We start from the raw sequence: 20,209 nt of genomic DNA, 5'->3' as shown, positions 1-20,209 counted from the left end.
GCTGGTCCCGAAACCTGTCAGTCAAGGCTTACGCATGACGGGTTCCGCTGTCAATCCGCCTCCGGCCGCCCATGTCGGGTCTACGAATGACAGTTGACGGCTCAATCCTTCACCTGTCAGTCTCCGCTTACACATGAAGTACTGAAGCACTGAGGCGCTGAGGCGCTGAGGCGCTGAAGCGCGAAGAGGGTGCGACGGACGTGCCACGGGATGGGGGAGAGATGAGACAGCGATCGGTCACGGTGCGCGTGGCCCGATGGAGCGCACTGCATCCGGGGCGGGCGATCGTCGGATGGCTGGTGTTCGTGGCGCTCTGCCTAGGGGGCGGGATCGCCGCGGGGATGAACAGCGCGACCTCGCAGGACTTCCGCGTCGGCGAGGCGGGCCGGGCCGAGGCCCTGGCGACCGAGGGCGGCGTGCAGCTGCGCTCCACGGAGCAGGTCCTGATCCGCGCCGCGTCGGGCCCGCTGGACGAGGCGGCGGCCGCGGCGGCGGTCAAGGACGTCACCGCGCGGATGAAGGCGCTGCCCGAGGTCGCCGCGGTGGCGGCGCCGGTACGCTCCGCGGACGGCCGGGTCCTGCGGGTCCAGGTGGAGCTGAACGGCTCCGAGCAGGACGACCAGGAGCACGTGCCGCCGCTGCAGGCCCAGACCGAGAAGGTGGCCAAGGCCCACCCGGACCTGGTGATCGAGGAGACCGGCGACGCCTCCGTGAGCAAGGGCGTCGGCGACCAGCGCAACAAGGACCTGCAGTTCTCCGAGGCGATCACGCTGCCCATCACGCTGCTCACGCTGGCCGTGGTCTTCGGCTCGGTCGTCATGGTCGGCGTACCGCTGTTGCTCGCCGTCACCTCGATCATGGCGTCCATGGGCCTGGCGATGCTCGTCTCGCACCTGCTGCCCGACACCGGCGTCGGGATGAGCATGATCCTGCTCATCGGCATGGCCGTGGGCGTCGACTACACGCTCTTCTACCTCAAGCGCGAACGGGAGGAGCGGGCCCGCGCGGGCGGCCGGCTCACCTCCGAGGCGCTCGTCGAGGCCGCCGCGGCGACCGCGGGTCGCGCGATCGTCGTCTCTGGCATCGCGGTGATCGTCTCCACCACCGCGCTCTTCCTCGCCGGTGACGTCATCTTCGACTCGCTCGCCAGCGGCACCATCCTGGTCGTCGCGGTGGCCGTGGCCAGCTCCGTCACGGTGCTCCCCGCGCTCCTGGTCAAGCTCGGCCGCCGGGCCGAACGCCGTGCGGCCAAACGCCTCGCCCGGGGCAAGACGGTCCGTACGTACGGTATGTACGGCACGCCCACGCCCGACACGGCTGGCACGCCCACCACGCCCGGCACACGCGACATGCCCAGCGCGCACGACACGTACGGCGAGAAGAAGCCCGGCCGCGTCTGGAACGCCCTGCTCGCCCCCGCCCGCAAGCACCCCGCGCTGACCCTGTGCCTCGCGGTCCTCGCCATGCTGGGGCTCGCGGTGCCCGCGCTGGACATGAACCTGAAGAACCCGGCGCGGGACAGCTTCTCGCGCGACATCGAGGCGATGCAGGGGTACGACAGGCTGCTCGACGCCTTCCCGGAGCAGCGCGTCCGGCACCTGGTCGTGGTGCGGGCCGAGGCGTCGCACGCCGGTGACGTGCGCGAGGCCCTGACCGCGCTCGACCGCCGGGCCGCGTCCGACCCCCTCTTCTCGCACCCCTCAGGTGCTCCGCTCATCCGCTCCTCGGAAGACCGGAGGACCACCACTCTGGAGCTGAACGCCCCGCACCCCACGTACTCGAAGAAGGCGGAGGACTCGCTCGACCACCTCCGCGACGACTATCTCCCCGCGACCGTCGGCAAGCTGTCCGGCGTCGAGACGGCCGTCACCGGCGAGGTGCCGCGCGGCACGGACTACGTCGAGCACCAGAACGAGAAGCTGCCGCTCGTGCTCGGCTTCCTGCTCCTGATGACCTTCGTCATGACGGTGTTCGCCTTCCGCTCGGTCGTCCTGGGGCTGCTCGGCGCCGTCCTGAACATGCTCTCCGTCGCCTCCGCCCTCGGACTGCTCGTCCTCGTCTTCCAGGGCGACTGGGCCGAGGAACTGCTGTCCTTCGTCTCGCTCGGCGGCATCTCCTCGCGCGTCCCGCTCTTCCTCTTCGTGATCCTCTTCGGGCTGTCGATGGACTACCAGGTCTTCGTGGTCAGCCGGATCCGCGAGGCCGCCCTGAACGGCGTGCCGACGCGCCAGGCGGTCCTCGAGGGCATCGCGTCCTCCGCCAAGGTCGTCACCAGCGCGGCGATCGTCATGGTCACAGTCTTCGCGAGCTTCGTGATGCTGCACATCCTGGAGATGAAGCAGATGGGCTTCGTCCTCGCGGCGGCCGTCCTGCTCGACGCGTTCGTGATCCGCGTCATGATCCTGCCCGCGGCGCTGCTCCTCCTCGGGCGCGCCACCTGGTGGCCGTCCCGCGCGATCCACAGGGCGCAGGCGTTGGCCTCGCGGCGGTACGGCGGCCCGGTGACGGAGGAATCCCGTCCGCTCAGCGGACAGTACTGAAGGATCAGTGGACGACGCCTAAAAGTCCGGCCGGACGCCGGAAAACGGGCCCTCGCGGCCGCCCTGCGCCCCTCTTCCAGGCCTGATGCCGGAAATGAAGAGGGGCGCAGGATCGCACAAGGCCGAGAACGGGTGCAGATGGGGGTGGTGGGTGGGCGCGCCCCCATTCGAACGCTTACGATCCTCTGCGTGTCCAAACTGACCGACGTGCCCAAACGGATCCTCATCGGGCGCGCACTGCGCAGTGATCGGCTCGGAGAAACGCTCCTGCCGAAGCGCATCGCACTCCCCGTCTTCGCGTCCGACCCGCTCTCGTCTGTGGCGTACGCGCCGGGAGAGGTCCTTCTCGTCCTCTCCATCGCGGGTGTGTCGGCCTACCACTTCAGCCCGTGGATCGCCGTCGCGGTCGTCGTGCTGATGTTCACGGTCGTGGCGTCCTACCGCCAGAACGTGCGCGAGTACCCGAGCGGCGGCGGTGACTACGAGGTCGCCAACACCAACCTCGGCCCCCGCGCCGGACTCACCGTCGCGAGCGCCCTGCTCGTCGACTACGTCCTGACCGTGGCCGTGTCGATCTCCTCGGGCATCGAGAACCTCGGCTCCGCCGTCCCGTTCGTGGTCGAGCACAAGGTGCTCTGCGCGGTCGCCGTGATCGTGCTCCTCACCGTGATGAACCTGCGCGGCGTGCGGGAGTCCGGGAAGCTCTTCGCCATCCCGACGTACGTCTTCGTGGCCGGCGTCTTCATCATGATCGTGTGGGGCGCCTTCCGGGGCATCGTCCTCGGCGACACGATGAAGGCACCCACCGCCGACTACGAGATCAAGCCGGAGCACCAGGGCCTGGCCGGTTTCGCCCTCGTCTTCCTGCTCCTGCGGGCCTTCTCCTCGGGCTGCGCGGCGCTCACCGGCGTCGAGGCGATCAGCAACGGCGTCCCGGCCTTCCGCAAGCCGAAGTCGAAGAACGCCGCGACGACGCTCGCGCTCATGGGCGGCCTGGCCGTCACCATGTTCTGCGGCATCATCGGCCTCGCCATGGCGACCAACGTCCACATGGCCGAGAAACCGGCGCACGATCTGATCCACAACGGCGTCGCCGTCGGCAGCGACTACGTCCAGAACCCGGTGATCTCCCAGGTCGCCGAGGCGGTCTTCGGCAACGGCAGCTTCCTGTTCATCGTGCTCGCCGCGGCCACCGCGCTCGTCCTCTTCCTCGCGGCCAACACCGCGTACAACGGCTTCCCGCTGCTCGGCTCGATCCTGGCCCAGGACCGCTACCTGCCGCGCCAGCTGCACACCCGGGGCGACCGCCTCGCGTTCTCCAACGGCATCGTGCTGCTCGCGGGCGCCGCGGCGCTGCTCGTCGTCATCTACGGCGCGGACTCGACCCGCCTCATCCAGCTCTACATCGTCGGCGTCTTCGTCTCCTTCACCCTCAGCCAGATCGGCATGGTCCGGCACTGGAACCGCCACCTGGCCAAGGAGAAGGACCCGAACAAGCGCCGCCACATGATCCGCTCCCGCGCGATCAACACCTTCGGCGCCTTCTTCACGGGCCTGGTCCTGGTCGTCGTCCTGGTCACCAAGTTCACCCACGGCGCCTGGGTCGCGCTGCTCGGCATGTGCATCTTCTACGCGACGATGTCGGCGATCCGTCGCCACTACGACCGCGTGGCCGAGGAGATCGCCGCCCCGGAGACCCCGAACGACGACAGCGTGCGCCCCTCGCGGGTCCACTCGATCGTCCTGGTCTCCAAGATCCACCGCCCGACGCTGCGCGCCCTGGCCTACGCGAAGCTGATGCGTTCCCACACCCTGGAAGCCCTCAGCATCAACGTCGACCCGGTGGAGACCAAGGCCCTCAAGGAGGAGTGGGAGCGACGCGGCATCACCGTGCCGCTAAAGGTCCTCGACTCCCCGTACCGCGAGATCACCCGGCCGATCATCGAGTACGTGAAGAACCTGCGCCGCGAGAGCCCGCGCGACGTCGTCAGCGTGATCATCCCCGAGTACGTGGTGGGCCACTGGTACGAGCACCTGCTCCACAACCAGAGCGCGCTGCGCCTCAAGGGCCGCCTGCTCTTCACGCCCGGCGTGATGGTCACCTCGGTCCCGTACCAGCTCGACTCCTCCGAGGCCGCCAAGAAGCGGGCCCGCAGGCGCTCGGAGTGGAACGCGCCGGGTGCGGTGCGGCGGGGCCCGGTGGAGAAGCCGAGGCGCACCAAGGAGCAGAACAAGAAGGAACCGACGAAGAAGGCCTGACCCTGGCGGGCACCCTCCTTGGAGGCCTGACCCTGGCGGGCACCCTCCTTGAAGGCCTGACCCCGGCGGGGCACCCTCCTTGAAAGCCTGACCCCGGCGGGGCACCCTCCTTGAAGGCCTGACCCCGGCGGGGCACCCTCCTTCGACCGGCTCGTGGCGAGCGGCCGGACGACACCCACGTAGACTGGTGGGCTGTTGTCCGGCCGTTCCCCTTTTACGTTGTGGAGTCACCCCGCCATGCAGGCAGAACCGAAGAAGTCGCAGGCGGGGAACGCCCGGGCGGGTGCCGCCGAGCCGGGCGTCCCGCTGGTCGGGCAGGAGTACGAGGTCGAGATCGGCCCCGTCGCCCACGGCGGCCACTGCATTGCCCGTACGGACGAGGGCCAGGTGCTCTTCGTACGGCACGCGCTGCCCGGCGAGAAGGTCATCGCGCGCGTGACCGAGGGCGAGGAGGGCGCGCGGTTCCTGCGGGCCGACGCCGTGACGATCCTCGACCCCTCCAAGGACCGTGTCGAGGCCCCCTGCCCCTACGCGGGCCCCGGCCGCTGCGGCGGCTGCGACTGGCAGCACGCCAAGCCGGGCGCCCAGCGCCGCCTCAAGGGCGAGGTCATCGCCGAGCAGCTCCAGCGCCTCGCGGGCCTGACCCCCGAGGAGGCCGGCTGGGACGGCACGGTCATGCCCGCGGAGGGCGACAAGCTGCCGCCCGGTGAGGTCCCCGCCTGGCGCACGCGCGTCCAGTACGCGGTCGACCCCGACGGCAACGCGGGCCTGCGCCGCCACCGCTCGCACGAGGTCGAGCCCGTCGAGCACTGCATGATCGCCGCGACCGGCGTCTCCGAGCTGGGCATCGAGAAGCACGACTGGTCCGGCATGGCGTCGGTCGAGGCGATCGCGGCGAGCGGCTCCCAGGACCGTCAGGTGATCCTCGCCCCGAAGCCGGGCGCGCGCCTGCCCCTGGTCGAGCTGGACAAGCCGGTCTCGGTCCTGCGCGTCGCCGAACAGGACGGCGGCGTCCACCGCGTCCACGGCCGCCCCTTCGTCCGCGAACGCGCCGACGGCCGCACGTACCGGGTCGGCAACGGCGGCTTCTGGCAGGTCCACCCGAAGGCGGCCGAGACGCTGATGCTCGCCGTCATGCAGGGCCTGACCCCGCGCAAGGGCGACACGGCCCTCGACCTCTACTGCGGCGTCGGCCTCTTCGCCGGCGCCCTCGCGGACCGCGTCGGCGAGAAGGGCGCGGTGCTCGGCATCGAGTCCGGCAAGCGCGCGGTGGAGGACGCCCGCCACAACCTCGCGGCCTTCGACCGCGTCCGCATCGAACAGGGCAAGGTCGAGGCGGTCCTCCCGCGCACGGGCATCACGGAGGCCGACCTGATCGTCCTGGACCCCCCGCGCGCGGGCGCGGGCAAGCAGACGGTGAAGCACCTGGTGGGCCTGGGCGCCCGCCGCATCGCGTACGTGGCGTGCGATCCGGCCGCGCTGGCGCGGGACATCGGGTACTTCAGGGAGGGGGGGTATCGGGTGCGGACGCTGAGGGCGTTTGATCTGTTTCCGATGACGCATCATGTGGAGTGCGTGGCGATTTTGGAGCCGGCCGCGAAGGGCTCCTGATCTGCGGTTTCGTGCGTGCGCATTATGTGCGATGTGGGCGTTACGGGCGATATCTTGACGCATGAGTGACGCACGCGGAGCCCTCGTGACGCACGTTTGACGCACCTTCTGATGGGGCGTCAGGCGTGCGTCCTCGCAGATGGCAGGTATCGGGCGTGAAGTCCTGCGGCCCCGTCTTTGCCGTTTCTTGGTGCGCCCCTGTCGGTTATGGCCTCATTTGCGAATGAGGGGAAGTGCGGTTTGCAAACGCCTTCTGGGCGAGGAGCGGTGCGAGATCGGCGCTGCTGGGTGTTGGCGGCGTGGGCAGTGTCGGCGTCGTGGCGGTGTCGATGAGCTCTTGAAGGTGGGCTTCGGCGAATGTGAGCCACTCCTTGATCTCAGTCCGTTCGTGTCCGGGGGGGGGAGGGGTGTGGCGCGTTCGCGTACCGCTGTGACGTACTCGGCCAGACGCTTGGCTTCGTGCCAGGTTGCTGTCTGTTCTTCGAGGCGCTTGACGCGGTAGGCGTGGGCGTACGCGGCGTGGGCGTTGCGCCGGGCGTTTTCCTGATGCTGCAGTGCCGCTTCCTCGGCCTGCGCCTCTGCTCGGCGGTTGCGTTCGGCGGCTTCGCCGCGGAGGTTGACTTCTTGGATGATTTCGGGGAGTTGGTCTTCCAGCGGCCGGCTGTCGAGGTCGGCCCATTCGGTTCCGCGGTGTGGGGTGCCGCCTCGGAGGGTGAATCGCAGTCTGTTGGCGGGGGTGTAGTCGAAGCGGGGGACGCACATCCATGTGTGCTTTGCGGCGTCGGCGCGTTCTTTGTCGGTGGGGATGTGTTTGTGGTGGTCGAGTTCCTGGAGGATGGGGACGTCGAGGCGCTCACCCTGGGCGGTGATGGTGAAGTGCGGTGCTGCGTGCCGGCGGTGACGGGACGGGGGAGTGCTCGGTACAGGGCTTGGTGCTGTTGTGTGGCCGTGTGATTCGGTGGCTGTAACGAGCGCTTGGGTGAGGCGCAGGGCTCGGTTGAATACGGCTTTGGTCAGTCCCATGTGGCGTGGGTGTTGTTAGAGTGCGGCGACCACGCGGTGGGGTCGGATGAGTTTGGTCGGGACGGTGATGGGGGTGAGATCGATGAGCTGCCAGGCGGGGATGTCGGTCAGCCTGATTTCGTAGCCGTAGTCAGTTTGCTTTCCACGGAGCTGCTGCGTGTGGGGGATTTTGCCGGATTTACGTGCGGCGCTGACCCGCGATGACCAATTCACCGAGCGTGGACCGGATTCGACTGGTTTGACGGGGTAGTTGTTGTTGGCTCTCAGCTCTTCGAGGAGCTGGTCGGTGTAGTTCGTGCGTGCCTCGGGCGCGGCGCCGAGATGCGGTGGATTGTCGGCGAGAGCTCGCCGTCCCTTGTCGGTGAGCGCGGCGTTCCAATGCCCACGCCGCTTGGTGATTCTGATCAGTCCTCGGCTCTGCAGGGCCTGAGCGCTGACCTTGTGGGTGCTGTCCGGCCAGATTCCGTCGGGACAGCCCTGGCCAACCCAGCTGAGGACATGATGTTGTCGCTCGTTGAGGTCGCCGTGCATGCGGTCCTCCCGTGGCCCCGGTGTGCTCCTCGGGAGGGACAGTTCCCGCCGCTTCCGTAGTAATTCCGAACGCGGTGAGGGGACCTTCGTTCGGACGGGACGTACTGCACGGTCTACGTACGGAGACGGTGGCGCTTATCGGGAGCTCGCTCTGTCGACGTGTCAGTGACTCCCGGTATGAATCAGGGTGCATGTGGCTGAGTGCCGAGGCCACAGCTCACTGAAAGGGGCAGGGCGTGACGGATCAGCCGGTGTTCTTGCTGGGGCAAGGGCTGCAGGCGCTGGAAGTCGCCGGGTTCGAGACAGAAGCAGAGTTCCAGGAGTTGCTGGCGCGGCATCCTCGGGTGCTGGACTTCGGCACGTTGGGGGACGGACGTCCGTTGCGTCTTGTGCTGGTGGCGCGGGAGATGGGAGTGGCCACGAGCGCGGACGGCGGTTCCGCGTACTGGCTGGACCACCTCTTCGTCGATGCCGAAGGCGTACCGACGCTCGTGGAGGTCAAACGAGCCACCGACACCCGGATCCGCCGCGCGGTGGTGGGGCAGATGCTCGACTACGCCGCCAACGGAGCCCGCTACTGGCCGGCGGCCCTGCTGCAGCGCTCTTTCGAAGAGACCTGCAGGGCTGATGGCCGTGATCTGGCTGAGGTGTACGGGGAGTTGCTGGATGAACGCTCCCCGGACGACTTCTGGGCACTTGTGGAGGAGAGGCTGGCAGCTGGACAAATGCGTCTGCTGTTCGTCGCCGACAGAATCCCACTGGAGCTCCGCGCGATCGTGGAGTTTCTCAATCGCCAGATGCGCCACACCGACGTGTACGCAGTGGAACTGACCCAGTACCGCGGTGCTGGTGAGCTGAAGGTTCTGGTGCCCCGTGTCTACGGTGAAGTCGCTACAGCCGCGAAGTCCCCCTCGGGCCAGCAGCGCAGTGCACCTCGCACGCGTGAGGAACTGGAAGCCGCCCTCGACAGGCGCTGCACGCCCGAGGTGCGTCGTGTCGCCAACGCCTTGTTGGACCACGCACAGGAGCGGGGGCGACTCGTGGGAGGCACCGCCAGGTATCCGAGCATGAATCTCCACTACCAGGCTTCAGGTCAGTGGGTGCCGGTCGGGACCTTGTCGCTGTACGACGGAGACGCGGCCGGAGAACTTGCCTTCAGCTTCGGCTCCATCACCAAGCGGTTGGGACGTGAAGCTGTGGCCGGATTCGCGGATGCGTTACCGCCCGTGGGCGAGTTGGGGAAGAAGCTGGCCGCGCAGCGGGAGTCGGGCTTCAACGGCTGGCCAGGCGCCTCTCTGTCAGCCCTTGCGGCCAACCCGGGAACCGTACAGCACATCATCCAAGCGATTGATCAGCTCCTGGACCGGTAGCCGACGAGACCACGATGCGCTGGTCAGGCCGTGTCTGGCAGGCGGCCGACTCTTGTCCGGCGAACGGAGGGGGCTGCCCCTTCGCTGACTGGCCTCGATCGCTCCGCTACACCGGCAGAAACGGACTCGGCTGCCCGTGCCAGGAGATGCGCAGCGCGTCGCGGGCCCGAGTGGTGGCGACGAAGAGCTGGTTGCGGGCCTTCTTGAGTTCGCGTTCGTAGCGGTTCGGGTCGCTCGTCGCATATTTCTCGATGATGGAGGTACGCGGCACGACGCCGTCGCCGACTCCGATGACCGCGAGCTTCTGGTATTCGAGGCCCTTGAAACGGTGCATGGTGCCAATGTGGACCTCCCCGTCGCCTTGCGGACCGTCCTTGGTGAGCGTGGCAGTGGTGATGTCGTGCCTCTGATAAAGGTCGGCTGCGACGCGGCCGGCCATGTCGCCGTCGGCGACGCATACGGCGATGGCACCGCTGGGGTCGCGTACGGTGCCGTCCTCGGCAGGGCGTGTGATTTCCTGGCGCCAGATCTTGAGGGCCTTGGCGAGCTGGCTGATCTCGTCGGCCCAGTCTGCGCAGGCGATCATCTCCGGTACGGGGCCGCGGAGCAGGGAGTGGTAGCCGGTCAGGGTGTCGGTGCCGTCGTCGAGGTCGTCATAGCCGGTGGTGGAGACGACCTTGGCCGCTTGGTCGAGGATCTCCTGGGTCGTGCGGTAGCTGAGGGTGAGCTTCGAGGAGCGGCCGCGGATGTTGATGCCGACGGTGGACAGGGTGACCTGGCGGTCGTAGATCCGCTGGTGGGTGTCGCCCGCGATGCACAGGTCGTTCGGGCCCTCCGCGACCATTGCGCGGAGCATCTTCCAGTGGGCGGGACTGAGGTCCTGGGCCTCGTCGACGACGATGTGGCGGTAGCGGTGGCTGAGGTAGCGCTGGGCGGAAGAAGTGGCGTCCCGATGGATGAGGTCGCCACCGCCGATGGCTTCCTTGAGTTCACCGCGCGCCTGAATTTTGCGGGCGCGCTCCATTTCCAGGCGGGCGGCGCGCTCCGCTGCCTGGGCCCAGGTTTCCCGGCCCATGCCGAGGCGCAGGGTGAACTGGTCGATGAGCTTCCACAGGGCGGCGCGTTCGGGGCGGGTCAGGGGGCGTCCCATGCCGGCGCGACGGGCCTTGAAGTAGTCCTGGCGGGTGGCGATCGACTGGCCGAGGATGACCTGCTCCCACTCGTCGAGCAGGAACTCGGCGCTCCAGCGCCGCTCGTCGTGCTCGAAGAGGACTTCGGTCAGCAGTTCCAGAGCGCGTTCCTGCGGGAGCAGGCTGCGCTGGGCGCCGGGGGCGATGTTGTCGTTGAGGACGCTCTGGGCGAGCTGGTCGATGTGCTTGATGTCGACTCGGGCGAGCAACTCCTGGCCGATCAGCGACGTGAGCCTGGAGCGGAGGTCCGCGGTGAGGTTCTTGGTGTAGGTGGTGAGCAGGATGGGCTTGGAGTGGCCGGGCGGGAGTGCTTGGGCGAGGCGTGCGACGCGGTGCAGGGCGACGATGGTCTTGCCGGTGCCGGGACCGCCGCTGACTCGGGCCGGACCGCTGTAGTTCCGCTCGACGATCTTGCGCTGGGTGGGGTGGAGATAGACCTTCCAGGCACGGAAGTTGCCCTCGGCCAGGACGTTGCGGATGTCGTCGTCGACAGTGGTGACCGCGGTCCGCACGAGGGCGGCGGCCATGTCGTCCTCGAAGCCGGGTTCGAGTTCGGCGGCCGCGGGCCGGGTGATCTCGCGCTCGACTTCATCGAAGCTGAGACCTGCGCCGAGGCCGGTGAGCACCTCTGCGGTGAGCCGGGGTGCGCCGGAGATGAGCTCGTCCAGTTCCTCATCGGTGGTGACGGTGAGGGCGAGCTCGATGAGGGCTTCGGCCACGCCGAGCGTACGCAGTTGCTCTGCGGTGCATCCGGCGAGCACAGGTGCGGCCGGGGCTGGGGACGGCGGTTCGGGAACCGGGGCGCCTGCAGGCTGGGGGCTGTCTCCGCTTGCCTTGCCTTGTGCATCGTCGCGGTCGTCGCCATGTTCATCTGGCGCCGGGGTGAGTTGAACCCCCGCGCGTTGCAGCACGCTCTGCCCGACCACGCCCAGGTCGACGAACTCGATCTCACCGGTGATCCGGTTGATCGCGACGGTGAGTTCCTCGTAGACGTGCTTGCGGTGGCGCACGGCCACGATCAGCCACTGCTCGACGCCGTCCTTGCCGATGCCTGTCTTAGACAGGAGCGCCCGGTAGGACCTGTCGATCTTGGCGCGGAAGATCCGGCCATCGCCCTTGAGCGGTTTGAGGTCAAGGCTGGGATGGTCGGGGTCGAGACGGAACTGGTGGCAGAAGTCGTAGAACTTCGTCTTGACCGAGGAGTCCATCTTGTACAGCTCGTTCTCGGCCTTCTGGTACAGGCTCAGGCGTGCGGTCATCGGTCGGCACTCGGTTCTTCGTCGGGGCCTCCGGACCAGGTCCGGAGGCCGGGGCGTCAGGCGCGGTGGTCGGTGGTGTCGGGCAGCAGAGCGAGAAGCCCGTCGAGGTGGTCCAGCCACTCGTCGGCGGTGCGGACCGTGAACCCCGCATCGCGGTAGGCCCGCCAGGTCTTGTCGCTCTCCTCGTCGTCCGTCTGGTGCGGCTCGGCCATCACGGCGATCCGCAATCCCTCGACGTTCCAGGCGAAGTCGGCGACCCAGCCGCGCTCGCCGAGCTCATGTCCGAACGCGGGAGCGGACTTCCCCGCATCGGCCAGCGCGTGTCCGAGGCGGCCCAACGGAGAGTCGGGTTCGTCCTCGTCGAGGAATTCGAGGAACTCCGTGTCCCAGAGCAGATCCCGCAGCGCGGCCTCGACTGCTGTGACCTCCGCCGATACGGGAAGTTTGGGCGCTGTCCCGTGTCGCAGAACGAGCGTCTCGAGTTCACCGATGCCGCCGAGAGCCTTTAGCGTCCCGGGATCGAAATCGGCGGCGGTGGAGGTAGTGAGCTGCACGCCGTCGCCGCCGTGGTGGGCGAGAAACTGCAGGACGTTCGACCACTGCAGCCAGGCACGCCATCGCAGCTTGTGCTCGGCGGACCCGGTGCCGTCGGTGCCGGCGCGGGTGTCGTCGAGACAGGCGAGAGCGGACCAGTGGCCGGTGGCCGCGTCGACGTAGAAGGCGAGCGATAGACCGGCCTGGTCGGTTCCCTGGAAGAGGTTGAGCGCGCCGCTGCCTTGGACGGGAGCGGGATCGATGCCGTCGTGGGAGGGACCGGGAGCAGTGGGAGCTGATGCGCGGACCGCGGTGGCCCGGTACCAGTCCGGTTTCTGCGGGCACAACTCAGGCGCGCAGGTGCGCCCGGACGAGGACTCGTGCGGCGGTGACGCGGTCGAGTCCTTGTTGGTGGCTTCGGTGCGGGAGACGCCGTGTAGGCGTTGCTTCCCCGGTCCTGCCGGTCGGAGAAGATTAGGCGGGTGCCAGTCCTTCGTGCCCACGACGACGAGGACCTTCGGGGTCATCCCCTCGAAGGCGGTCGTGGCGAGCGGTGCGTAGGGCTGGGCCGCCGGGCCGTTTGACGGGCATGCTCGCCGTAGCTCGGGTCGGTGATCGCCGACGGGTTCACGAACTGGCCGACGCGCGCGGGCCGTCGGCCGGCGAACCGCTCGGCGAAGAAGGAGGGCATCCTTTCGCCCTCCGATTGCCGAGCAGCCGTGGAGAACCGTGCGGCGCACGTCGGCGGCGAACGGCCCGTCGTAGGAGGCATGGCCGTGCGGCTCCGTGGCCGATGCCGCGGAGTCGCACGGTGGTTACCGTCAGAAGCCGACGCTCGGATCGTCCGTGTCCTCTTCCGGGTCCACGCTGTACAGCGGGCGGTCCTCGATCCCCAGGGCGCGCATCAGCTCGTTGGTCGGAATCCTGTACCTGCGTCCGATGCGGAGGACGGGGCAGGGGAACTCGTCCTCGCGGATCAGCCGGTACGCGGTCGTCGAGCCGATTCCGAGTGCTCGGGCCGCCGTTCGCAGGTCCACCGCGACGGGCAGGTCGAACATCTCCGCGAAACTGAGGCGGCCCTCTGCCGGGTCCTTCACCCCCGCCTCCCCGCAGGGCGGACCGGCCGGGTGTCCGCGCGGCGCCCGGGCCGTCGCCTCTTCCCGGGGCTGTGACCCGCCGGGCGGTCCTGCGACCCGCCGTCGGTGTCGATGAAGATTCCCTGTCGGCGCAGATGCTCCGGGTGCACCCGGAAACGCAGCGGTGCGCACAGCCCGTCCGGGCCGTCCGGACGGTCGACCCGTACGTCCAGGCCCTCCGCTGCCGGAGCGTCCGCCTCCTCGCCGGACGCAATGAGAGCATGCTCCTCGGTGATGCGTTCGATCTGGGTGGAGGGAAGCTCCCGCAGCCCTTCCCGGGCGAGATGCCAGGCCCTGGCGCGCGCCGCGTGCAGCAGGGAGGAGTCGGTGAGACAGCTCGCGCCGTCCCGATCCGCCAGCTTCTCCAGGAGAGCCAGGACCATCTCGGCCTCTATGTCTGACCGGTCGGCCCGCAGGCGCGTACAGACCCGGTGGACCGTCCCGGTCAACCGGGGCAGGGCCAGCCAGATCGCCAGGAGTTTCCCCGAGCTGTCTGGAGTCAGGTCGCTCTGCGCCGTGCGGATGACCTCCTTCCAGACCGCGGTGGCGAACTGCGGGTCGGAGTCGGAGCCGTACAAGGCATCGTGCGTCTCGGCGGCGGTCAGCCGGACCGGATCAGCCCCATCGGCGTCCGTGGGGACGAGCACGAAGACCGCGTCACTGGTCCGGGGATCGTCGAAGTGCCGCCTCACCGAGGCGAACGCACTGCTGCGCGGTGGATACATCAGGAAATATCCTTTCTTCGGACTGAGGGAACCTGAGTCCAGAGGTGCTGGAGATGCCGAGATGCTGGACGAGGTGGGTCCTGTGGTGGGGGCGTACCGCCTCGTATCCGCGTCAAGCGGAGATGAGGCCCACCAGCCTCGCTTTGACGCGTGAGTATGCGGTAGTGGTCTTCTCGACCCGGTAACGCCGCCTTTGACCACGAGCGCGTGACGAGTGCTGCAGCCAGGCCGCGAGCTCGCCGGTGACGGAATTCGCGAGGCGGGTGGGTGCCCGTTCAGAACGGGCACCCACGAAGTGTTGCGCTCAGGCGGTCTCGGAGGACGAGGTGTCCGGCGTCTCGTTGGGCGGGGTCGCCGGGGTGGTGTCCTCGGTCCGGACGGCCGCCCGCCGGCGGCGGCTCGGCGGCCAGTCGGGGGACTGGCGCAGACGGGCTGCCCGGCGGTTGCGCTGACGGCTGTTCATCGGGTTCGCGGTTCCTCTCTGATGGGTCGATGGATGACTAAGCCGCCGTTTCGTGCTTCTGCGAGCGGCTGGTGCCATCGTGCCCGGGGGAGAAGCGGGGCCGCAGAGCCATAACTGAGGGATAACTGAGTCCTCCGGGGGGCGTGAAGAAGCAAGCGCGTGTGAAGCGGCACAGCGCGGCGCACAGATGAAGGAGCGCCGACGCGGGGCCGGATCACTGACTGCGGCGCGGTGAGGGGGAGTGCGATGGAGGGGTACGTGCTGGGCCCGGTGCGAGCAGAAGGGGACGGCGGCAGAAGGGTGGTCGAAGGGTCGAAGGTGGCGGCCCTGTTCGCTCTCCTAGTGACCTCACCAGGCTGCCGGTGTACCAGGAAGGACATAGCCGAGGTCCTGTGGGAGGGCGACGAGAATGTCGGCGTCCGGGTTGACCGTGCCGTCGCCGACCTGCGAAAGCGGCTGGGCCAGGAGTCCGTGCCCCATAGCGGCAAGTCGGGTTACTGCACACTCCGTGTCCCGGTGGGAGACGTCGACCTGCTCCGTTTTCGCGAAAGGGTGAAGCAGGCTGAGGGACTGACCTGCAAAGCGCAGTTCGAGCTGCTCGGCGCGGCCTTGGAGGAGTGGAACGGCGAGGACGAACCACTGCACGGACTGTCCGAGACCGGCTTCGACTTGCGTCGGGAGGAGCTACGGGCCGAGTTGATGGCCGCCGTGTACGCGCGGCTGGACGCAGCCTACAAGTCCAGGGAGGTCAAATGGCTGCGCGAGGAGACGGAGAAATGGTTCGAGCGTGCGCCGGAACTGCCCCAGATCTTCCGGTTCTACCTGCTCGCTCACGCAGACCTGCCGGAGTCCCAACTTGAGCGGCTCATCAAGAAGTGGGAGAAGCGCAACGGAAAAGCGGATGTCGATGTACAGAGCGCCATAGACCAGGTCCGGGGAGAGAGCCACCGGCCGGGCGGGGTGCTCCTGCCCCCCGTTCCCGACCAGTTGCCCGGCGGCAGGCCCACGCCGATCGGGCAGGACAAGCTGATCGGCGACCTCTTCGAGGCAGTGTGCGAGGAACAGGATGCCGGCAATCTGGCGCTGGTCCTGATCAGCGGCATGGCGGGTGTCGGGAAGACCACGGTGGCCGAGAACCTCGCCGGTCGGCTGCGGGAGCGGTTTCCCGACGGGGTGCTGCACGGCGAACTGAACGGATTCGCCGACGGAGACGTGCGGCCCGCCAAACCGGACGAGGTCCTGGACGGCTTTCTGGCCGCGCTGCCGCCCTACACCACGGTGACCGGAACGGAGAGCAAGAGCAACGCGCTGCGGTCGGCGCTGGCCCACCGGTCGATGCTCATCGTCCTCGATGACGCGCTCAGCGCCCAGCAGGTGCTGCCGCTGCTTCCCGGAGATGGTACCTGCGCCGTGATCGTCACCAGTCGTAACGACCTCTTGCGACTGCAGTCCGAGAGAAAGGTGCTGTTCCGCAAGATGGAGCCGCTGCACGAGGCGGACGCCTTGGAGGTACTCCAGGAGAAAGTGTCAGCCGAGGACCGGGCCAAGCACGCCGTGCCCTTCAGCAAGCTGGTCCACCTCTGCGGTCGGCTGCCGTTGGCCCTCGTGGTGGTGGCCCGGCTCCTGGAGGGCGGTGCGCGTCCGCTGCACACCCTCCCTGCCCTGGTGCGGGAGATGGAGAAGGAGCTGGAGCGGGCGAAGCTGGACACCCTGGACCTGCCCGAGCACGAAATGTCGGTCCGCGCCGCGCTCAACTGCTCCGTGCGCGTGCTGAATGAGGAAGCCCGGCTGCTGCTGTGGCAGCTCGCCGTCCACCCCGGGCCCAGCGCTTCCTGGGAGGCGGTGATGGATCTGGGACGGGCAGTGGACGAAGGGACGCGTACCGACCGGGCCCTGGTGGACCTCGTGGCGGCGAACCTGGTGGAACATCACGGCGACCGCTACGGGCTGCACGACCTCGTGCGGGCCTTCGCCCTTCGGCACGTGCGGCCGGTGCCGGACGGAGTGAACGCGGAGATCGAGAGGGCGACCGTACGACAGGTGCTGGAACACCAACTGCACAACGTCCGTGCCTGCGACCGGGTGCTCGACCGCGAACGCACCTTGCCCACCGGTGAGCCCGGAGCGGTCAGGGTCACCGACCCCGCGGACCTCGCGGAGGCGATGGCGTTCCTGGACGAGGAGTACGCCACCGTCCAGCGAGGCATTCACTTGGCGATCAATCGGCGTATCGACCGGTACGTATGGCTGCTTCCGATGGCCCTGGTCATCTACCAGTGGCGCCGCCGCCTGCTCGATGATGCGCGGCAGAACCTCCTGTACGCCGCCGAGGCGGCGGAAACCGTGGCCGCGCCGGTCGATTGCGCCATGGTCCGCCGTTCGCTGGCAGGAACCCATTGGCGGCTCGGTGAGTACGACTTGGCGGTGGGCGCCCTGCGCAGGGCCGTCCGGCTCAGCGAGGAGGACCGCACCTCGGAAGGCCAGCTGAGTCTGGCCCGTACGCTGCACCGGCTCGGGCTCACCCTGCGCAAGCAGGACGACCTGACGGGAGCGGACGAAGTGCTCCGCCGTGCACTGGAGTTGTGCCGGGAGGTGTCTGACCGGGTCGGGGAAGCGGCTGTTCTGAACGTCCTTGGCGCGATCCACCTCGACCGGGGCGAGCACGAGCGGGCGCTCCGTCGGTGCGCCGACGCCCTGGGCGTGGTGGAGCGCACGACGGAGCGCAGCGGCCTGGCCGATGTGTTGTTCACCCTGGCCAAGGTGCACCTGGCCCGTGCCGAACGGGACGAGGCCATCACCCTGTACCGGCAGGCCTCCGACATCTACCGCGAACAGGAGAACTGGCCCAACGAGGAGAAGGTACGGATGCTCTTCGCTGATGTCCTGGTGTCCGCCGGCGACACCGACGGGGCGGTGCGGGAGTTGGAGAGAGTCATAGTGCTGCGTGAGCTGATGGACGGTGAGGGGGTGCGGGAGGTCCGGGCGCGGCTGGAAGGGCTGAGGTGACCCGCCCAGTCGGTGGCCGTCGGCTCACCGTCATAGCCGGGGCGGATGCGTGCGGTAGTACTCGGTCGGGTCCGGGCGCAGGCGTTTCGGTGGCCGTCGCGAGCCGAGCCGGGGCAGATACGGCCGGAGCCGGTCGAACACCTCACGGACGTCCGCCGGGCGCTCCGCCGCCTCCCACCGGACCATCCACAGCGCCAGGGAAGAGAACTCCGGGGGTAGTTCGGCGAGCCGGTCGGTCGGCAGCACCGGGGTACCTGCTTCCGCCAGCTCTTCGAGCCCGCCGTAGGGCAGCCGCATCACGGTCATCTCCAGCAGGATGCAGCCGAGTCCGAAGATGTCGGCCCGTCGTGTCAGCCGCCCTGCCGGGCAGGCGTCGGACTGCTCGGGAGAGGCCCAACCGCGGGTGCCACGTGACCAATCAGTCTCTTCACCCGCCACGACCGCGAGGCCCATGTCGATGAGCCGGAGGCGACCGTCCGGTTGCACGATGACGTTCTCGGGTTTGAGATCGCAGTGCACCAGATTCCGGTCGTGGACTTCCGCCAGGATTTCGCACAACTGGCCGATGACGGACGCGATAATCCCTGGATGCTTAACGGGCCGAGCCGCCCACAGGACGTTGTGCAGTTGGCGGCCCTCGACGAACTCCATGATCAAGCATCGGCGTCGTCGGTGTGTCCCCATGGCGATGATTTCGGGGATCGCCTGGATTCCCGACAGCATCATCATGTGTGACCCCTCCTTGACGAGATGCATGCCGGCCGAGCGGAAGGCGCTCTCGGGACCGAGGTCCCGGGCCTTCTGAAGCTTCAACGCCACCTTCTGCCCGCTGCTGCGGTCACGCCCGAGGAAAAGGTCGCCTTGGCCGCCGTCGCCGACCATGTCCAGCACTTCGTAGTGCCTCTCCACATCGCCGACCTCCTTGATCTCCCTCACGGCCGTCCACCTTTCCTCCGTACGGAAATGGAGCATGAAATGTCACAGCCATGGCTGCCACCCGACGGGGTGACTCGCACGTCCGACGTCATCACGGTATCCGCCGGAATGTTCAAGGGGGGAGAGTTCCGATGCCCCGCCGCTGACGCTCTCAAGACCCGCGGTTACCACACCACCGACCCCGTACCGCGCCGCCGTGAGCGGCTGGAGCACTTCGCCCTGGGCCCCTTCATGGCTGCCTGCGACATCCGTTCGGGGCCTGCCGGCCACCCGCCCCGGACACGTACCGGGCCCTTGCACGACGGTCTGCGGACCTGGTCCAAGCACGGCGTGACGTTGTACGAGGCGGCTTTCCCCCTCGACCCGGAACGCCCCCTGCACGAGGTGCCCGAGCCGTGGACGTACCGCTACCGGCCGTCCGGTCCCGACCCGCGCGACGCCCAGGAGTACCGCCTCACCGTGTGGGGCCGCTGCCTGGCTTCCCCCGACGGTGCCTACCGCGAGCTCCGTCTGCCCGTGCACCGCCTGCGGGACCTGCCGCCCGACGGGTTCACCGCGGCCGTCGCCCTGGTGCTGGCCGAGGGCGCCCCCGGACCACCGCCGGAGCACGTACGGATCGTGGAGTTCGCGCTCTTCGACGGCCGTACGCGGGAACTCTTCTCGGGAAGCCGGGAAGAGGCGCGAGCCCGGTACCGCGAACACGGCCCCGCTGCCCTGGCCGGTGTACTGGACGGGCGGGAATACCGCCCGGGGTCCGCCTGCGGCGGATGCCCCTACCTGTCGGTGTGCCCGGCCCTGCGCACAGCGCCCGGACTGCTGGGCGTCGAGACGAACGACCGGCCCCGCCGCAGCTGGTCGGTCACCAACGGGCGGGCCTACCGAGCCTGCCCGGCGCGTGACCACATGCGCCGGCTGCACCTGCCCACGGCGGATTCCGTCGAACGCGAGGTGACGGCCGAGCGCGGCCGGGCACTGCACGCCTACCTCGCCGAGCGGCACGCCCACGGATCGCCTCGGCCCTGCACGGTCGAGGTCCCCGAGGAGTGGGTACCGGAGGGATTCGACCTGCCCGCACACGAACGCGCACTCGGCGCCCTGCTGTTGCGGCGGCACGCCGCGGTCTGTCCGCTGCGGTACGTCCGGGACGGTACGGATGTGCGGACCGAGCCCCGGGTGGTGCGGCACGACACAGCTGCCGATGTGGTGGTCCTGGCCGCGCCCGACCTGCTCTACCGGGATGCCGGGTCATGGGTGTGGCGCGAGGCCAAGACCTCGGTTATCGATCGGCGGTCCGACCGCCCCCTGCTGGAGCGTTATCCGCAGTTGGCCCTGGCCGTCGTGCTGATCGCCCGCGGTGACCTGGGCGGTGATCCGTTCCGCGCGCGGGTCGAGTTGGAGGTGCTGCGCCCCGGCGGCGCCGACCTGGAGGTCATCGATCCCTTCGCCCCGGCCAATCGAGTCACCGCCGAGAAGGTGCTGCGGGCGATGGTGGCCGACTGGCACGGGGACGACCAGTACGCGGCCCGGCCCGGCCGCTCCTGCGAGCGGTGCGAAGTGGCACGCTGGTGCACGGTGTCGTCCGTCAGCGAGGCCGTGGCATGAGTGCGAGGTCGGCCGGTCGAACCG

At 68.7% G+C, this 20,209-nt stretch carries 15 protein-coding genes; 6 read left to right on the top strand and 9 right to left on the bottom strand.

Annotated elements, in window-relative coordinates; genetic code table 11:
* Positions 1-221: 221 nt before the first annotated feature.
* From ACZ592_RS17425 to ACZ592_RS17415, 3 genes are all read left to right on the top strand, one after another.
* A complete protein-coding gene (locus ACZ592_RS17425; protein WP_471582400.1) occupies positions 222-2,540 on the top strand; it encodes an MMPL family transporter in 2,319 nt (772 codons plus the stop codon).
* Between the two features lie 189 nt (positions 2,541-2,729).
* Positions 2,730-4,799 (top strand): APC family permease, encoded by a 2,070-nt coding sequence (locus ACZ592_RS17420; protein ID WP_471582399.1) that lies wholly within the window; start codon positions 2,730-2,732, stop codon positions 4,797-4,799.
* A 237-nt stretch (positions 4,800-5,036) separates the two neighbouring features.
* Positions 5,037-6,410 carry a class I SAM-dependent RNA methyltransferase gene (locus ACZ592_RS17415; RefSeq protein WP_471582398.1) on the top strand — a complete coding sequence of 458 codons (1,374 nt, stop codon included), beginning with the start codon at positions 5,037-5,039 and terminating at the stop codon, positions 6,408-6,410.
* 213 nt (positions 6,411-6,623) lie between these two features.
* On the opposite strand, the gene ACZ592_RS17410 is transcribed toward ACZ592_RS17415, so the two are convergent.
* Together ACZ592_RS17410 and ACZ592_RS17405 are read right to left on the bottom strand one after the other, a co-directional pair.
* Positions 6,624-7,433: a hypothetical protein gene (locus tag ACZ592_RS17410; RefSeq protein WP_471582397.1), complete on the bottom strand. Its 810-nt coding sequence runs from the start codon at positions 7,431-7,433 to the stop codon at positions 6,624-6,626.
* A 15-nt stretch (positions 7,434-7,448) separates the two neighbouring features.
* Entirely contained in the window at positions 7,449-7,964 is a 516-nt protein-coding gene (locus tag ACZ592_RS17405; RefSeq protein ID WP_471582396.1) for a hypothetical protein, read from the bottom strand.
* A 236-nt stretch (positions 7,965-8,200) separates the two neighbouring features.
* Between ACZ592_RS17405 and ACZ592_RS17400 the strand changes: the two genes are divergently transcribed.
* Positions 8,201-9,334, top strand: a complete 1,134-nt coding sequence (locus ACZ592_RS17400; RefSeq protein ID WP_471582395.1) for a hypothetical protein — start codon at positions 8,201-8,203, stop codon at positions 9,332-9,334.
* Positions 9,335-9,440: 106 nt separating this feature from the next.
* On the opposite strand, the gene ACZ592_RS17395 is transcribed toward ACZ592_RS17400, so the two are convergent.
* The 6 genes from ACZ592_RS17395 to ACZ592_RS17370 form a co-directional block, all read right to left on the bottom strand.
* Entirely contained in the window at positions 9,441-11,783 is a 2,343-nt protein-coding gene (locus ACZ592_RS17395; protein WP_471582394.1) for a UvrD-helicase domain-containing protein, read from the bottom strand.
* Positions 11,784-11,839: 56 nt separating this feature from the next.
* Positions 11,840-12,844, bottom strand: a complete 1,005-nt coding sequence (locus ACZ592_RS17390; RefSeq protein ID WP_471582393.1) for a hypothetical protein — start codon at positions 12,842-12,844, stop codon at positions 11,840-11,842.
* Positions 12,845-13,138: 294 nt separating this feature from the next.
* On the bottom strand, positions 13,139-13,375 hold the full coding sequence (locus ACZ592_RS17385; RefSeq protein ID WP_471582479.1) for a helix-turn-helix domain-containing protein: 237 nt from the start codon (positions 13,373-13,375) through the stop codon (positions 13,139-13,141).
* A gap of 35 nt (positions 13,376-13,410) precedes the next feature.
* Entirely contained in the window at positions 13,411-14,178 is a 768-nt protein-coding gene (locus ACZ592_RS17380) for a hypothetical protein (protein ID WP_471582392.1), read from the bottom strand.
* Between the two features lie 304 nt (positions 14,179-14,482).
* On the bottom strand, positions 14,483-14,641 hold the full coding sequence (locus ACZ592_RS17375) for a hypothetical protein (RefSeq protein WP_351245510.1): 159 nt from the start codon (positions 14,639-14,641) through the stop codon (positions 14,483-14,485).
* Positions 14,642-14,989: 348 nt separating this feature from the next.
* Entirely contained in the window at positions 14,990-15,121 is a 132-nt protein-coding gene (locus ACZ592_RS17370; protein ID WP_471582391.1) for a hypothetical protein, read from the bottom strand.
* 36 nt (positions 15,122-15,157) lie between these two features.
* Between ACZ592_RS17370 and ACZ592_RS17365 the strand changes: the two genes are divergently transcribed.
* Positions 15,158-17,647, top strand: coding sequence for a tetratricopeptide repeat protein (locus ACZ592_RS17365; protein ID WP_471582390.1), 2,490 nt, complete (start codon positions 15,158-15,160; stop codon positions 17,645-17,647).
* 30 nt (positions 17,648-17,677) lie between these two features.
* Here ACZ592_RS17365 and ACZ592_RS17360 read toward each other — a convergent pair whose 3' ends face one another.
* Positions 17,678-18,583 (bottom strand): serine/threonine-protein kinase, encoded by a 906-nt coding sequence (locus tag ACZ592_RS17360; RefSeq protein ID WP_471582389.1) that lies wholly within the window; start codon positions 18,581-18,583, stop codon positions 17,678-17,680.
* 39 nt (positions 18,584-18,622) lie between these two features.
* Between ACZ592_RS17360 and ACZ592_RS17355 the strand changes: the two genes are divergently transcribed.
* The gene (locus ACZ592_RS17355; protein WP_471582388.1) at positions 18,623-20,185 is read left to right on the top strand and encodes a PD-(D/E)XK nuclease family protein; all 1,563 of its coding nucleotides are present in this window, start codon (positions 18,623-18,625) and stop codon (positions 20,183-20,185) included.
* The last annotated feature ends 24 nt before the right edge of the window (positions 20,186-20,209 follow it).

The organism is Streptomyces sp. NPDC040622, from assembly GCF_055593965.1.
Note: the sequence above shows the minus strand (reverse complement) of the source record. Positions and strands in the feature narration are given on the sequence as shown.

Bases quoted from the DNA above. Each gene is read 5' to 3' on its own strand.
- ACZ592_RS17405 (WP_471582396.1), bottom strand. From the start codon at position 7,964: ATGCACGGCGACCTCAACGAGCGACAACATCATGTCCTCAGCTGGGTT.
- ACZ592_RS17390 (WP_471582393.1), bottom strand. From the start codon at position 12,844: ATGACCCCGAAGGTCCTCGTCGTCGTGGGCACGAAGGACTGGCACCCG.
- ACZ592_RS17415 (WP_471582398.1), top strand. From the start codon at position 5,037: ATGCAGGCAGAACCGAAGAAGTCGCAGGCGGGGAACGCCCGGGCGGGT.
- ACZ592_RS17355 (WP_471582388.1), top strand. From the start codon at position 18,623: ATGTCACAGCCATGGCTGCCACCCGACGGGGTGACTCGCACGTCCGAC.
- ACZ592_RS17425 (WP_471582400.1), top strand. From the start codon at position 222: ATGAGACAGCGATCGGTCACGGTGCGCGTGGCCCGATGGAGCGCACTG.
- ACZ592_RS17410 (WP_471582397.1), bottom strand. From the start codon at position 7,433: ATGGGACTGACCAAAGCCGTATTCAACCGAGCCCTGCGCCTCACCCAA.
- ACZ592_RS17380 (WP_471582392.1), bottom strand. From the start codon at position 14,178: ATGTATCCACCGCGCAGCAGTGCGTTCGCCTCGGTGAGGCGGCACTTC.
- ACZ592_RS17385 (WP_471582479.1), bottom strand. From the start codon at position 13,375: ATGTTCGACCTGCCCGTCGCGGTGGACCTGCGAACGGCGGCCCGAGCA.
- ACZ592_RS17395 (WP_471582394.1), bottom strand. From the start codon at position 11,783: ATGACCGCACGCCTGAGCCTGTACCAGAAGGCCGAGAACGAGCTGTAC.
- ACZ592_RS17375 (WP_351245510.1), bottom strand. From the start codon at position 14,641: ATGAACAGCCGTCAGCGCAACCGCCGGGCAGCCCGTCTGCGCCAGTCC.
- ACZ592_RS17370 (WP_471582391.1), bottom strand. From the start codon at position 15,121: ATGGGGCACGGACTCCTGGCCCAGCCGCTTTCGCAGGTCGGCGACGGC.